Raw genomic sequence first — 14,895 nt, 5'->3', positions numbered from 1 at the left:
TTTGCAGTGAGTAGGATAGGCAAAGTCTAGCGTGCCCATTCGGATCAGCCAGAATTACGGGATGGGTACGGTGCTTCCCTTTGCCCATCCTAGGTTTTCTCCATTTACCATCCACTACTCACTCTCTCCTTCTACCCAATCCAAAATCCCAAATTCTTCTTATTTGGACAAAAACTCTACTTTGGGCAACAGGGGATCTTGAACAATGCCAACACCATCGAAGTTCCAGCGTTTCAGCAGAGTTTCAAGTTGGTTTCCCGAAATGGAGTCGATGGCAAAGCGATCGGCCACTTTCCTGGCATGAGTATTCAAGTAGCTGAGAGCATCATAATGTTCCCGAAACATCAAGAGATAACCCTGCTTTGGAGGTGGGTCTTCGTCCCCCCTGGCACGCGGATGAGCCACCAGATACTGCCCATCCGCTTTAGAACGCACCAGATAGTAAATTTGCGAATACATTCATCGTTCCTACCCATCACTTCCCAGCTTAATCCGGGGATCAACCACCTTTAGTAACAGGTCGGCTAATAAGTTGCCGACAATCAGCATCGTGGCTCCCATCATCAGACTGGCCATCACCAGGTATATATCCTGGGCCAACAGCGCCTGGTAGATCAGGCGTCCCAGACCGGGCCAGTTAAAGAAATACTCTGTGATAAAGGCACCACTGAGCAGAGCGGCAAACTCAAATCCCAGCAGGGTAATCAAGGGGTTGACGGCATTTCGCAGAGCGTGAACGTAAATCACCCGGTTTTCCGGTAAGCCTTTGGCACGGGCGGTTTGAATGTAATCCTGTCGTAGCACGTCAAGCAACTGACCGCGAGTGATCCGTTGCAGTCCCGCAAAGCTGGTAATACTGAGGGCGATCGTCGGCAGGATCATATGCCAGCCAATATTGAGAGTTTTGCCCAGCGGTGTAAGTTCATTGAAATCAATGCTGGTCATGTCCCCCACCGGAAATAGGGGAGCCGTATTCTGAGCAAAGATCAGCAGCAGCAAGGCAGCGATGAAACTGGGAAAGCCCTGTCCGATGTAGCTGATTACCCGCAAGATGCGATCGCTCCAGCGGTTCTGATTCACGGCTCCAATAATGCCCATTGGCACGGCAACTGCCCAGGTAACAATCAACGAAGAAAGCGCTAGCAATAGCGTGGCAGGAACACGCTCCCAGAGTAAGGAAGCGACCGATCGGCTATAGACAAAACTGGTGCCAAAATTGCCATACCTCACCACCTGCCACAGCCACTGGAAATACTGCACATACCAAGGCTTATCCAGGCCAAACTGCTGCTTCAACTGTTCAATGCGTTCGGGGGAAATTTTAGGATTTTCTTTGAGCGTACTCAAATAATTCCCTGGAGCCAGTTGAATCAGCAGGAAGCAAAGAATCGAGGCCAGCAACAGGGTAATCAGTCCCTGTAAAACCCGCTTCACGATGTAAGCAAATGTATCGCTACCCAGAAAGGCAACGAAGCGATCCCAACTGGAGACAAACCAACTCTGACCGGAGGTACTCATCTCTTTGCCATTAGTAATTGGTTTCCAGTGTAATCCCTAATCTCCCGTATATTGCACCAGGGAAACGATCGGTACAGCCGGTAATAAATCTCGACCTTTTAGATCTACCAGTTCAATCACAAAAGCACAGCCGACTAACGTTCCCCCAGCCTGCTGAATCAACTGAGCCGTAGCGGCTGCCGTTCCCCCAGTGGCAATCAAATCGTCCACCATCAGTACTTTGGAACCGGGTGGGTAGAGAGCATCCTGGTGTACCTCTAACTTATCGGTGCCGTATTCCAATTCATACTCAATGGAATGAACCGCAGCAGGCAGTTTGCCCGGTTTGCGGACAGGAATAAAGCCCGCACCCAGCTTACAGGCAAGAGCCGTGCCAAAAATGAATCCCCTTGACTCCATACCAGCGATGAAATCTGGTTCCAAATCTTCACATTTCTCCGCCAGTAGATCAATGGAGTAGGACAGCCCCTTGGCATCCCGGAGCAAAGTTGTAATGTCTTTAAAGGAAATGCCGGGTTTAGGGAAGTCGGGAATTTCGCGAATCAGAGACTTGATATCCATATAGTGAGGTGTCCAGGAATAGGGTTACATACGCACCAGTCGGTTTATACCAGATCTTGTACCCTATTGCGGTATGTCAGGAGCGAACCACTCAAATGTTGATGCTGTTGGGAATGCGGGAGGGCAGCAGGTAAGGATAGGCGACTCCACTTTTAGCAACACGATGCTGGTTGCGGGTGTTGATTTCTTGCTCGATCGCTGCTAAATCCGCCTGAAATTGAGATAAAACAGCACGATCGTCCACATCATGAAACTGGATCAGATCAGGACTACCCAATTTCCCCCAACGAATGCCACTTAAGGCAAAGGTAAGTTCCATTTGTCTGAGGTCTTGCTCTTTGGGAGGCAGTAGCTGTTTTAAGGAGGTGCAATTTCCCGGTTGGCAGTAGGCAGCAAAGGGAGCATTGGGGTATATCCCATGTAATCGAACTGGCTGAAGTTAACGGCTGCGTGTTGAGGGCCGCAGGTGAAGATGATTTGGGTGGCAATCTCAATCAGTTGTTGCAGGCTAGATAATTGTGCTGGAAATCCGGGGACACGGGGAACGTTGGGAAGCTGGGTCGGTTGGAGTCCCATTTCTGTCAACACAGATTCCGGGAGCCAGGATGGAGCCTGGGGAAACTCGGAGCGAGGACGGGAAGCCAGGGGTTCACCCAGTTCAGCAGCCCAAGCTTGCAGGTAAGGATCCTGCTGAATGGCCACATCGTCTGCGTAATGGCGTTGCAGATAGCGAGTCACATAGCGGGCGATCGCCTCCCACAGCAACAAGGCATTATCCCGATACGGAAAATCTGGCAGGAACTCAGCCCCCACTCCCTGACGTTGAATCAGTTTGGGCAGAGCGTGATCGCTAAAGGAACGTTCTCGATAGGCCCGATTAATCAATTCTAGGGAGGTTTCGCGGGTGGGAGCCATCAACTGATCAATGGCTGCCCCTTCACTGAGCAGTACGGTATTGCCACGGGTGTTGATTGCCAGCAGAAATTGGAAGTGAGGACGGAGTAACCGATATAGCAGATGATTGATGGGCAACTGACGCGGTGTGGCGATCGCGAAGGCCTCCATCGCCAGGTGGGTATCGCACAGGTGAGTAATTAACTCGTGATAGGTCACGTCTGCTACCTGCACAAACAGCTTGGCCTGCATCCAGCGATCGGCTGAGCCATCATTCGTCCCTGGTGTGGCTATATTCCCTGGTTCCAGTTGAATTAAAACTGTTCATCGGGAGGCAAGTCCAGATTCAGCCACCCTGACTGAAACAGCTCAAAATCAACCAGTTGAGTCGTCAAGTAACTCCAGGCATCATCTAGCTGCTTCAACCCTCGATTCATCTGTTGCAGTAACAAATCCCAGGGTTGAGACAATTTCCCCTGGTCTGACCAACTCCGTCCGAACCTGGTGAACAGATACCGCAACAGACCATCTTCGCCACTGTAGGGAAAAATCCGGGCTGGCCCCATAGTGTATAAAGCGGTTGGGTCGTACCGATATTGGCCTTGCTGTTTTTGGGGAGGAGTGTGAAAAGCTATAGATAACCTTTTTGGGTAGAACGCTATGCCAACAAAATGCACCAGCAGCAGCGCAATTTATATCTACCTGATCTTCAAAGGGCTATCAGGGATTTCCCGATTTCTCCACCCGAACAACTTGATTCAGGATCCCGAAGCCGCTTCGTCCTTAGGCGTATGAGAAGACTCAGCCTGACTGGTACTGGTATTGGCCTGCGATCGCTGCTCTCGTTTTTTCTTCTCTGCTTGCAGGATGTCGCTCATCACTGCCTGAGCTTGGCTCATCTTTTCCAGGTTACTGCGGTACAGTTCCAAATCCTTTTGGACCTTATCTTGAGGTAAGTGCAATACAGCACAAACCTGCTTCAGCAATTCCTCGCGCTGAGCCTCGTTGTTCACCGCGGCTGGATCTGCCAGTTCAAACAAGCTAAATAAACCAATGGCAAATAAGCGGCTGTATTTAAACTTGGGGTTATTAGCGATCGCCTTAATTCGCTCCTGCAAGTCATCCCCATAAGGAGTTGCAGCCGCCTGTTCAAACCAGGTCACTAAGTCCTTAACAGATTTCTGGCTGGCAAAGGTCCGCATCCGTTCTGCATCTTGACGGTAAAGGTTGGGGTCATCTTGCAGCGCTTTACACAACGCATCAAAGATGGAAGGCTTGTCTGCCTCTGGGCGATAACCCTGCATGAATCGGTCAAAGGAGGTGACAACACCCAGCGCATAGATTGGATCGTAGCGATAATCCATATTCACGGCGAGTAGGTGCATCTCAACCATTAACTCCTCCACCACCCGACGGTAAATGGAGTTGATGGGGCGAGTGTAGAGGGTGTAAAAGGCTCGCTTGGTATCAGAAACAGTGCGGACGTTGTTCACAGTAGAATTTGGAAGGTTCATCTCTCCTCCATTCTCGCGCTTGACGGTAAGTTTGCCAAGTTTTGTATCGTTGCAAGGGATCAGAATGAGGAAGATTTGGGCCTTCCGATGAGAATACGTTTGACCCCTTGATGACCGGATGACTATTTCTCCTAATTTACGGACGCTGGCTCACTACCTCGCAGGTGAATTTGATAACCGGGAGCAGGCGATCACAGAACCTGCCTGGTTTGTCCATCTGCGGCTCTGGCATCGTCCGCTCTCGCTATTCTCCGATGACAGTCTGACGTTGTTTGCAGAGCAGGCCAGCGTCGTGAATTTAGCTCACCCCTACCGTCAGCGATTACTGCGATTACAAGCTGACTCAACTGAACCTGAAGCACTTCAGGTGCAATATTACAGTTTTAAGGATCCAGAAGCCGTAGCTGGAGCAGGACAACAACCAGAACTACTGAAAACAATCACCCTGGAACAAATTGAACTGCTACCAGGGTGCATTCTCAAAGTCATCGGTCAAAATCAGGTGGACAATAGTCCTGGTTCAACAGTGTCTCACCGCTTTATTGCCTCACCCCTACCCGATACCCAGTGTAGTTTTATCTATCAGGGTGAGACACGCTATGTATCTCTTGGCTTTGAGGTCAGTGCTACTGAATTCCTCAGCTACGATAAGGGCATCGATCTGGTAACGGGAAAAGCTTTGTGGGGCGCCATTTTGGGGCCTTATCGCTATACCAAACGGGAAAACTATAGTTATGAGTTCTGAATCATGAATACAACTGAACTCAGGCGAATTCACCCCTAACAGTTCCCAGTCTTAGCTGGCAATTCCCCGTGGAACCCCTTCTAACGCTTCGTCTTCCGTATCAAAAATTTCAAACACGGAATCCATCATGGTCACTTCAAAGACTAAGCGGGCTTCTGGATGAACGTTGCAAATCCGGAAACTACCTCTCACCTTATCTGCATCTCGCATTCCGGCCACTAGAGAAGTCAGCCCAGAGCTATCAATAAAGTTGACTTGCCCCAGGTTAACCACTACATGGCGGCTATGCTTGGAAATACACTCTTGCAGTTTGAGCCGGAACTGCCATGCTGTGGTGATATCTAAACGTCCAGTCGGAGTTAAGACAATGACAGAAGCCCCATTCTGGAGTGTATGAGTTTTCTGCTCCATGTGAATTGATTTCTGTTCCATAGAAATTACCTGCCCTCTCCTAAACGCCAGCACACTTGGGATGACACCGAAACGAAATTTGTTGCGAACTTTAGTCAGACAAGTTCAGTACTGTTATCAACCTGGATGGGAGACAACAGTACGTGAAGTAGCCGTTCAAAGTTCTAGCGATTGTGGTTTAAAAAGCCTTGCTTGTGAAAGCTTCAGGCTACAGTTGAGTTTAGTTTCGACACAAATTTGAGAAATTCCAACAAAATCTTTAGAGATTTATTTCCGCTTCACACCAGCCTGACTGAAAACATGGCAAAAGTTAGAGGGCAGAGGGAAAAGGCTGTATTCCTACCTTCTACCCCCTGCCCTCTGCGAGAGGTTGATGGATTCTCACCCCAACGGTTAGGGCAAGTTCAACCAATTTTGTGGCTTCAAGTAAGTTGTATACAATTCAGCTTCTGGCGTACCGCTCTCAGGTTCATAGCCATATTCCCAGCGCACCAGAGGAGGCAGAGACATCAGGATGGACTCGGTGCGGCCGTTGGTTTGCAGACCGAAAATCGTACCTCGATCATAGACCAGATTGAACTCTACATACCGTCCCCGCCGATAGAGTTGGAAGTTCCGTTCTCGATCGCTATACTCAGCATGTTTCCGGCGTTCAGCAATTGGGACGTAGGCAGGTAAGAACGCATTACCACAATCTTTCACAAAAGCAAATAAATCTTCCCAAGTGCGACCCTCCACAGGCCCAACGGCTTTACTGTACTGAGCCGCTGGAGTCTCGCTTTGTGAATTGGGATAAGCAACGGGATAAAGATTACCCTGGCTGTCCTGGTAGTCAAAGAACAGACCACCAACCCCACGGGTTTCTTGACGGTGTTTGAGGTAGAAGTATTCGTCACACCAGAGCTTGAATGCCTTGTAATAGTAGGGATGATGGGCATCACAGACTTGTTTGAGCGTCTGGTGAAAGTGAATCACATCTTCTCGGAAGGGATAGTAGGGAGTCAGGTCGATGCCACCCCCGAACCACCAGACCGGGCCAGCTTCAAAATAGCGATAGTTAAGGTGGACGGTGGGAATGTAAGGATTGCGGGGATGCAACACCATGGAGGTTCCGGTTGCATAAAACCCGTGGCCCGCCGCCTCCGGACGCTGAACCAGAATTGAGGGTGGCAGGTCTTTCCCCCAGACCTCGGAAAAGTTTACCCCTCCCTGCTCAAACACACCGCCATCCCGGATCACCCGCGATCGTCCGCCGCCACCTTCCTCCCGTTCCCAACTGTCTTCCCGGAATTGGCTGACTCCATCGAGTTTTTCTAACCCCTGACAAATTTGATCCTGCAGGTCACGCAAAAACTGGCTCACCCGATCGCGTGAATCGCTGGGTGGAAGGGTGTTGCTGGAAGTAGCTGGTTCAGAAGTGGAAAACGCCGTCATACTAAACAGATCCTGTGAAAAATCAATTAGCCATCTGCGCGGAGCAAGTGAATTGCAGGCAGCAACCTCTGAGACTAACGAAAAGCAGAGGATTATGCATACCTGACTTTACCAATCTCACATAGTTAGTCACCGCAATAGTTGAAGAAATGTTTAGAGGATGTTTGAGAAGGCGCGATCGCCCTGCGTAAGGGTATGGTATACAACCAGGAATCCCTTGAAAACACCGCAAACCTGTCACCCAAATGCTACGCCCTTACAGATCCAGGGTATGAACCGAAGCTTTTAAAGCACCTTCTTAGAAAAAGACTTGAAGGAATATCCGACAGACGGAGCGCTTAAGTCTTTGCCTTTTGCCCTCAGTCGCTCCAGCAAGGTATTTTATTTGCGATCGTAAAACTACTCTGTGAGAGGATGTTGTGAGTGCCATGTCTGCATAGAATAGAAGTTTCCCTTCTGACTTGGCGAGGTGAGCCTATGGCACCGTTTAAAGGGTCATCCAAATACAATCGTTCGGAAAGCCCTGCTCAAAGCTCTTTAGTCAGAACCTATGAGGTCATCAGTACGGCATCGGTGGACGATCTGTGGAGGACGATCACAGATTTAACGGATGTATCGTGGCACCCCATTCTTTCCAGTACTAATGTCCCAAATGGATTGGTTGTTAAGCCAGGACTGATCTATCAAGCCTTCACCCGCCTGATTCCGATTCCAGTACGGATTTTTGTTGAGCGTGTCCGTCCCAAAGAGTTATTGAGTGTTCGCATCCTGGTCATGCCCGGTTTAGAAGAACAGGTCACTTATCAGGTGCAATCGACCTTATGTGGAGCCTGTGTGTCTTATTCTGTAACCTTGCGCGGCTGGTTGTCTCCTTTGTTTTGGTCACTCATCCGTCCCTGTGCCGCACGAGTCGCTTCTCAACTGGTACAGTGTGCTGAGCAAGCCGCTCGTCAGGCTGTATCTGGAAACTCAATGAAACCGGTAAAACGCGGTTGTTGGGATTTCTAAGGAGTGTCAGCAGGCTTTAAAATCAATATGCCTAATCCAGAGTGGAAACATGCTTGATACTCTCAGTACCGATTCTGTTCTCCAAGTCCTCAAACCGGTCCAGGATCCTGAACTTCGCAAAAGTTTGGTGGAATTAAACATGATCCGCAATGTGGCGATCGCAGACGGGAAAGTCAGTTTTACGCTTGTCCTGACCACTCCGGCCTGTCCCCTGCGTCAGTTCATTGTGGAAGATTGCGAACGGGCGATCAAAACCCTACCAGGGGTGACAGAGGTTGAAGTGGAAGTCACGGCTGAAACTCCTCAGCAGAAATCGTTACCCGATCGCCAGGGAATTGCTGGTGTCAAAAATATTCTGGCCGTTTCCAGTGGTAAAGGGGGCGTTGGCAAAAGTACCGTTGCCGTCAATGTGGCTGTCGCGCTGGCTCAATCTGGAGCCAAAGTGGGACTGATTGATGCCGACATCTATGGCCCCAACGCGCCCACTATGTTGGGCCTGGAAGGAGCCAGTGTGATGGTGCAGCAGGGTGCCCAGGGAGAAATTCTGGAACCAGCCTTCAATCACGGCGTGAAGCTGGTTTCAATGGGATTTTTAATTAACAAGGATCAACCCGTGATCTGGCGTGGCCCAATGTTGAATGGGGTAATTCGTCAGTTCCTTTATCAGGTGCAATGGGGCGACCTGGATTATCTAATTGTGGATATGCCGCCGGGAACGGGGGATGCTCAACTGACGATGGCTCAAGCCGTGCCCATGGCGGGAGCCGTAATTGTCACCACTCCCCAGAATGTGGCGTTATTAGATGCCCGGCGCGGGTTGAAGATGTTCCAGCAATTGGGCGTTCCAGTATTGGGCATTGTGGAAAATATGAGCTACTTCATTCCACCAGATATGCCGGAGAAGCAGTATGACATTTTTGGCTCAGCAGGGGGCGAAAAAACAGCCCAGGAACTGCAGGTACCGCTGCTAGGTTGTGTACCGCTGGAAATTCCCTTACGAGAAGGGGGCGATCGCGGGTTGCCGATCGTCCTCTCCGATCCTGATTCCGCTTCAGCCAAGGCTCTGGTGGCGATAGCCCAGCAAATCGCTGCCAGGGTTTCCGTTGCTGCCCTAACATAGTAGAAACGTTCCGCCGGAACGTCTCTACAAACAATTGCTTCTGGTTTCGTCTCCTTCTTTCCCATGCTGCAAAAATCCCTCATTCCCCAGATCCGCTGGAAGTTCCTGCTGCAAAGCTGGCAGAACGTAGACTGGTGGCTCTTTGTCCTGCCCGTTGGCTTGACAATTCTGGGGGCAACCATGATTCATAGCGTGGAAATCAACCAGGAAGGAGCCAACTGGTCATTCCAACATCTACTTACCGGGGGAATTGGGCTGACTTTCGCGCTGGCGATCGCTCGCTGGCGCTACGAACAACTGCTGCAATGGCACTGGATTATTTACGGTGCCACAATTGTGCTGCTACTGGCCGTGAAATTTTTTGGTACGGAAGGATTAGGGGCACAGCGCTGGATTACGATTCTGGGGTTCAACTTACAGCCCTCTGAATTTGCCAAATTAGGAGCAATTATCACGATCGCGGCTCTGCTCAGCGAGCGACCAGCTGCTACCATTCCATCGGCCCTGCGAGTCATGGCCGTGGTGGCCGTTCCGTGGACGCTGGTGTTTCTGGAACCGAATTTGGGCACCTCTCTAGTTTTTGGTGTGATCACAATGGGGATGCTCTACTGGGGTAACGCCAATCCTGGTTGGTTACTCCTCCTCCTGTCCCCTTTTATTTCGGCGATTTTGTTTAATGCCTTTCTGCCGGTCTGGTTTGTCTGGATTGCGATTGTCGGTGTTGTGGCTTGGCGATCTCTGCCCTGGTATCGTCTGGGTACATTAGCGACGGTGGTGATCAATCTGGTGTCGGGTGGATTGGGCCACATCCTTTGGGAAGTGCTGAAGGATTATCAGAAGAAACGACTGATTATCTTTCTCAATCCCGACCAGGATCCGCTGGGAGGTGGCTATCACCTGATCCAGTCCCGAATTGCGATCGGGGCTGGGCAACTGTGGGGGCGGGGTCTGCACCAGGGCACCCAGACCCAACTCAATTTCATTCCGGAACAGCACACCGACTTTATCTTTGCAGCAATTGGCGAAGAATTAGGATTTGTGGGCTGTATGCTCGTTTTAGCCGCTTTCTGGCTGATCTGTTTGCGACTGGTGATTATTGCTCAAAACGCGAAAGATAACTTTGGCTCCCTGCTGGCGATCGGTGTATTTTCCATGATCGTATTTCAGGTGAGCGTTAACATCGGAATGACGATCGGCCTGTCTCCCGTCACTGGTATTCCCTTACCCTGGCTCAGTTACGGTAAGTCAGCCTTGTTGATGAACTTTCTGGCGATCGGCGTGGTTGAATCTGTCGCCAACTTCCGCCAGCGCCTCAAGTTTTAGCATGAAAATCATCACCCCTAGTCTATTCCCGGTCTTTAAATGACTGATGACCGGAGACTCTCCCTCTACCCGTATAATCGCTAAGTGGACACCCAAGGATAAGACACTATGATTCTCCCAGGTTCAGCCGTTAAAGTCATCAATCCCCAGGATACCTACTACCAGTTTCAGGGGCTGGTGCAGCGTATTTCAGATGGCAAAGTTGCTGTGCTATTTGAAGGTGGCAACTGGGATAAGCTAGTCACCTTCCGCCTTGCAGAACTGCAAGAAGTTGACACATCTGCCGGCAAGAAAAAAGGCAAATAGTTCAGTTATGAATGAAAGTAACTCAAACCTTAAAACTGAGAACTCATAACTGCTTATGCGTCTTCCTTTGCCTCGCCCTGCTGCTGGAAATCGGCACCCCAAGCATATCGCAGAAGTAATTGAAACCTCCACAGCAGAATTTCTGGCACAGTGCTTGGAACCAGATGATCTGACATTTCCAGTCATGCCAGCTTTCGGCAGTTGGGTGAAAGCGATCGAAGAAGAGGCAGGCAATCTCGTCTATGCCGTGGTGTATTACGCTTCCACCAGCCCGATCGATTCTGTCCACCGGGCCAGAGCACTAGGGCTATCGCTGCAGGAATTACGGGAGCAGCAACCCCAGATTTTTGCCATGTTGAAGACAGAGTTCCGGGCCGCGATTGTCGGATTCCAGCCTCATGACCCGATCGCAGATGCTCCCCTGTTGCATCAAACTCCTTTTTATCAACATCTTCCCCCCCGTCCGCCACAACTTCATCAGGCGGTTTATGAGTGTGATGCAGTGGAAGTGATTCAGTTCACAGAAAAGCTCGATTTTTTGCGGACTCTGTTACAGATGAACGATGTGCCTGTTGATGCTTTGGTCGCAGCCACCATTCGGGAGATCTATCAATTGCGAAAGGCCGATCGGGAGTGGCTGGTGCAGGCGGGCAGAACCCTGAGTTTATATCTGAAGGATGATTACGATCGCCTCCGTACCATCCTCGGCCAGATTCATCTCTAGCGACAGATTCCTCAAGCTGGAAAGCACGGTTTTCTCACAGTTTTTAGATAGTAGATCCATCTCAGACACCACCTTAGCTACGGACTGCTGCGCTCTTACGGAGGCACTATCTTTGCCAGAAATTGCCTAAGATCGAAGAGTACTCATTTACTGCAAGTCTATTGTGGAGTCGGCACAAGTTCTGCCCTTGGTCAAAGACCCCGATCGCCTGGAGGCTCGCCTGAAAGAAATTCCTGCTGAACCAGGAGTTTATTACATGCGGGATGCCGCCGATCACGTTCTTTATATCGGCAAATCTAAAAAGTTGCGATCGCGCGTTCGTTCCTACTTTCGGGATGAGCACCACCATAGTCCTCGCATTGCCATGATGGTGCGGCAGGTGGTGGATATCGAATTCATCGTTACAGACACCGAAGCCGAAGCCCTGGCGCTGGAAGCCAACCTGATTAAGCAGCACCAACCCTACTACAACGTGCTGCTAAAGGACGACAAAAAATATCCCTGGCTATGCATCACCTGGTCTGAACCCTATCCCCGCATCTTTATTACTCGCAAGCGGCATGGGGGAAAGAAAGCCGATCGCTTTTATGGCCCCTATGTGGATGTTGGCCTATTACGCCGTACCCTGCATCTGGTGAAACGCATTTTTCCCTTGCGACAACGGCCCCAACCCCTGTTTAAGGATCGTCCCTGCTTGAATTATGATATTGGGCGCTGTCCAGGAGTCTGTCAGCAACTCATTGCCTCTGAGGATTACCACAAAATTGTGCGGAAAGTGGCGATGGTGTTTCAGGGCCGCACAGAGGAGTTGGTGAACATCCTGACGCAACAGATGGAACAGGCTGCAGAGGAGTTGAACTTTGAGCAGGCAGCCCGCCTGCGGGATCAAATTGCTGGCATTAAAGCCCTGGGAGCGGATCAAAAGGTGGCACTGGCAGATGATACCGTTTCCCGCGATGCGATCGCCCTGGCTGCCGATGACCACCATGCCTGTATTCAACTGTTTCAAATTCGAGCCGGACGACTGGTGGGACGACTGGGGTTTATGGCCGATGCAGCATCGGGGACACCAGGAGCGATTCTGCAGCGGGTTCTCGAAGAGCATTACCAGAACGTGGATGCGATCGAAATTCCTGCCGAAATTCTGGTGCAGCATGAGTTACCTGAAACTGAGATGCTGTCCGAGTTCCTCAGCCAAACGAAGGGCCGGAAAGTCACGATCGTCAATCCCCAACGTCAGGTCAAGGCGGAACTGATCGACATGGTGGAACGGAATGCTGGCTATGAGTTGGCTCGCACTCAGCGATTCGCCGATCGCAATACCCAGGCCCTACAAGATCTGGCCGAATTGTTAGACCTGCCAGACATTCCCCGTCGGATTGAGGGGTACGACATTTCCCACATTCAGGGATCAGATGCAGTTGCCTCCCAGGTCGTTTTTATGGATGGGATACCTGCTAAACAGCACTACCGTCACTACAAAATCAAAAATCCTACGGTCAGATCTGGTCACTCGGATGACTTTGCTTCCATGGCCGAAGTGATTACTCGCCGCTTCCGGAAGTATGCAACTGCCAAAGCCAATGGCAGAGATATCGGTAATGGGGAGTCCTCCGTTTTAAGTCGCCATGTGTCCGTCAATTCTGACTTTCCCGATCTGGTGATGATCGATGGCGGTAAGGGGCAGCTATCCGCAGTCGTCAATGCTTTACGAGAGATGAACTTACTGGAAGACGTAAAGGTGGTCAGTCTGGCTAAGCAGCGTGAGGAAATTTTCCTGCCTGGAGAATCCTTACCGCTACCAACGGATGCCGAGCAACCTGGAGTTCAGTTATTGCGTCGTTTACGAGATGAGGCTCATCGGTTTGCGGTCAGTTTTCATCGGCAACAGCGGAGCGATCGCATGCGCCGTTCTCGCTTAGATGACATTCCCGGATTGGGCTACCAGCGGCAAAAGCAACTGCTGGCTACCTTTCGATCGATCGATTATCTTCGGCAGGCCACCCCCCAACAAATTGCTGACGTTCCGGGGATCGGCCCTCGCCTTGCCCAGCAAATTTATGAATACTTTCACCCACCAGCGGAAGAATTCAGTTCTGAATTCACCAACCTATCGCGAAAATCGTTGCCCGAATGCTAAGGGATTGGCAATCCCATCATGTCCCATTTGCAGGTTGTGCGATGCGTTTGAAAATCGCTGTATCCTTATCAGCGCTGCGTAAAAGTGAAAATCGCCATATACCCTCCCCCGAATTTTGGTGGTAGATACTATAATTCAGATCTATCCTGCCCATCATAATCAACTGCTGTGTTAATTACCTCCTTATCTCCTGTTCCGACTCCAGAGCCCCTGCCCTATGACCTTTTTGGGGCAATTCAAGCCCTCAAGCAGGAATTAAATGCGGTGATCCTGGCGCATTACTATCAGGATCCGGACATTCAGGATATTGCTGATTTTATTGGAGATTCCCTGGAGTTATCTCGCAAAGCCACCGCCACCTCTGCGGATGTGATCGTCTTTGCTGGCGTTCATTTCATGGCTGAAACGGCTAAAATTTTGAATCCCAATAAGCTGGTCTTGTTACCAGATCTGGATGCGGGCTGTTCTCTGGCTGATAGTTGCCCCCCCGATGCGTTTGCTCGATTCAAAGCGGCTCATCCAGAACATTTGGTAATTTCTTACATAAATTGCACGGCTGAGATCAAAGCCATGAGCGACATTATCTGTACCAGTTCCAATGCGGTACGGATCGTGAATCAGATTCCTGCTGAGCAGCCCATCATTTTTGGCCCCGATCGCAACCTGGGCAACTACGTCAGTCAGCAAACCGGACGGAAGATGGTGCTCTGGCAGGGCAGTTGCATGGTGCATGAAACGTTCTCCGAGAAGAAGCTTGTCCAACTGAAAATGCTGCATCCCAATGCGGAGGCGATTGCCCATCCCGAATGTGAACCTGCCGTGCTGCGTCAAGCCAGCTATATTGGCTCCACCACAGCTTTATTGAAATATGTGCAACAAAGCCAGAGCCAGCAATTTATCGTAGCTACAGAACCAGGGATCATTCACCAGATGCAAAAAGCGATGCCTGATAAGCACTTTATCCCGGCTCCTCCCCTCAACCAGTGCGCCTGCAATGAATGCCCCCACATGCGTCTCAACACCTTGGAGAAGTTGTACCTGTGTATGAAACACCGCGCTCCCGAAATTACCTTGCCAGAAACAGTCCGGCTCGCCGCATTACGTCCCATTCAACGGATGTTGGAAATGAGCTAGGGGGACTAGCGGTTAAAACCGCGACTACACTCACCCAGTCTGCCGACGCAGACTCAATACAAT

General features: G+C 50.4%; 16 protein-coding genes and 1 pseudogene. 8 read left to right on the top strand and 9 right to left on the bottom strand.

The features are described from left to right. Nucleotides 1-159: 159 nt before the first annotated feature. The 7 genes from ACUVQO_RS10585 to psb29 form a co-directional block, all read right to left on the bottom strand. The gene (locus ACUVQO_RS10585) at nt 160-459 is read right to left on the bottom strand and encodes a hypothetical protein (protein ID WP_445925845.1); all 300 of its coding nucleotides are present in this window, start codon (nt 457-459) and stop codon (nt 160-162) included. Nucleotides 460-468: 9 nt separating this feature from the next. Next, nucleotides 469-1,518 (bottom strand): ABC transporter permease, encoded by a 1,050-nt coding sequence (locus tag ACUVQO_RS10580; protein ID WP_445925844.1) that lies wholly within the window; start codon nt 1,516-1,518, stop codon nt 469-471. 36 nt (nt 1,519-1,554) lie between these two features. Next, the gene (locus ACUVQO_RS10575) at nt 1,555-2,079 is read right to left on the bottom strand and encodes an adenine phosphoribosyltransferase (RefSeq protein ID WP_445925843.1); all 525 of its coding nucleotides are present in this window, start codon (nt 2,077-2,079) and stop codon (nt 1,555-1,557) included. A gap of 91 nt (nt 2,080-2,170) precedes the next feature. After that, on the bottom strand, nt 2,171-2,398 hold the full coding sequence (locus ACUVQO_RS10570; protein WP_445925842.1) for a hypothetical protein: 228 nt from the start codon (nt 2,396-2,398) through the stop codon (nt 2,171-2,173). Between the two features lie 38 nt (nt 2,399-2,436). After that, nucleotides 2,437-3,225: a lipoxygenase family protein gene (locus tag ACUVQO_RS10565; protein WP_445925841.1), complete on the bottom strand. Its 789-nt coding sequence runs from the start codon at nt 3,223-3,225 to the stop codon at nt 2,437-2,439. A gap of 62 nt (nt 3,226-3,287) precedes the next feature. Further along, nucleotides 3,288-3,539: a hypothetical protein gene (locus ACUVQO_RS10560; RefSeq protein ID WP_445925840.1), complete on the bottom strand. Its 252-nt coding sequence runs from the start codon at nt 3,537-3,539 to the stop codon at nt 3,288-3,290. A gap of 192 nt (nt 3,540-3,731) precedes the next feature. Then, nucleotides 3,732-4,487: a photosystem II biogenesis protein Psp29 gene (gene psb29, locus ACUVQO_RS10555; protein WP_445925839.1), complete on the bottom strand. Its 756-nt coding sequence runs from the start codon at nt 4,485-4,487 to the stop codon at nt 3,732-3,734. Nucleotides 4,488-4,605: 118 nt separating this feature from the next. On the opposite strand from psb29, the gene ACUVQO_RS10550 reads away from it, so the two are divergent. Further along, nucleotides 4,606-5,232: a chromophore lyase CpcT/CpeT gene (locus ACUVQO_RS10550; RefSeq protein WP_445925838.1), complete on the top strand. Its 627-nt coding sequence runs from the start codon at nt 4,606-4,608 to the stop codon at nt 5,230-5,232. 51 nt (nt 5,233-5,283) lie between these two features. Here ACUVQO_RS10550 and ACUVQO_RS10545 read toward each other — a convergent pair whose 3' ends face one another. Continuing rightward, the gene (locus tag ACUVQO_RS10545; RefSeq protein WP_445925837.1) at nt 5,284-5,664 is read right to left on the bottom strand and encodes an STAS domain-containing protein; all 381 of its coding nucleotides are present in this window, start codon (nt 5,662-5,664) and stop codon (nt 5,284-5,286) included. 372 nt (nt 5,665-6,036) lie between these two features. Continuing rightward, the gene (gene hemF / locus ACUVQO_RS10540) at nt 6,037-7,077 is read right to left on the bottom strand and encodes an oxygen-dependent coproporphyrinogen oxidase (protein ID WP_445925836.1); all 1,041 of its coding nucleotides are present in this window, start codon (nt 7,075-7,077) and stop codon (nt 6,037-6,039) included. Nucleotides 7,078-7,554: 477 nt separating this feature from the next. Here hemF and ACUVQO_RS10535 point away from each other — a divergent pair, with 477 nt between their 5' ends. The 7 genes and pseudogenes from ACUVQO_RS10535 to nadA all read left to right on the top strand — a co-directional run bounded on the left by ACUVQO_RS10535 (nt 7,555) and on the right by nadA (nt 14,832). Beyond that, nucleotides 7,555-8,085, top strand: a complete 531-nt coding sequence (locus ACUVQO_RS10535) for an SRPBCC family protein (RefSeq protein ID WP_445925835.1) — start codon at nt 7,555-7,557, stop codon at nt 8,083-8,085. A gap of 49 nt (nt 8,086-8,134) precedes the next feature. Beyond that, nucleotides 8,135-9,205, top strand: coding sequence for an Mrp/NBP35 family ATP-binding protein (locus ACUVQO_RS10530; RefSeq protein WP_445925834.1), 1,071 nt, complete (start codon nt 8,135-8,137; stop codon nt 9,203-9,205). Between the two features lie 63 nt (nt 9,206-9,268). Next, nucleotides 9,269-10,528, top strand: coding sequence for a rod shape-determining protein RodA (rodA, locus tag ACUVQO_RS10525; RefSeq protein ID WP_445925833.1), 1,260 nt, complete (start codon nt 9,269-9,271; stop codon nt 10,526-10,528). Between the two features lie 111 nt (nt 10,529-10,639). After that, nucleotides 10,640-10,834 (top strand): annotated as a pseudogene (locus ACUVQO_RS10520) (NAD(P)H dehydrogenase subunit NdhS); the annotation flags it as partial. Nucleotides 10,835-10,889: 55 nt separating this feature from the next. Next, nucleotides 10,890-11,558 carry an HAS-barrel domain-containing protein gene (locus ACUVQO_RS10515; RefSeq protein WP_445925832.1) on the top strand — a complete coding sequence of 223 codons (669 nt, stop codon included), beginning with the start codon at nt 10,890-10,892 and terminating at the stop codon, nt 11,556-11,558. A gap of 163 nt (nt 11,559-11,721) precedes the next feature. Then, on the top strand, nt 11,722-13,698 hold the full coding sequence (gene uvrC / locus ACUVQO_RS10510) for an excinuclease ABC subunit UvrC (RefSeq protein ID WP_445925831.1): 1,977 nt from the start codon (nt 11,722-11,724) through the stop codon (nt 13,696-13,698). 168 nt (nt 13,699-13,866) lie between these two features. Next, nucleotides 13,867-14,832 (top strand): quinolinate synthase NadA, encoded by a 966-nt coding sequence (gene nadA, locus ACUVQO_RS10505; RefSeq protein ID WP_445925830.1) that lies wholly within the window; start codon nt 13,867-13,869, stop codon nt 14,830-14,832. The last annotated feature ends 63 nt before the right edge of the window (nt 14,833-14,895 follow it).

Source organism: Leptodesmis sp. (genome assembly GCF_052746595.1).
This window is presented reverse-complemented; position numbering and strand designations above follow the sequence as displayed.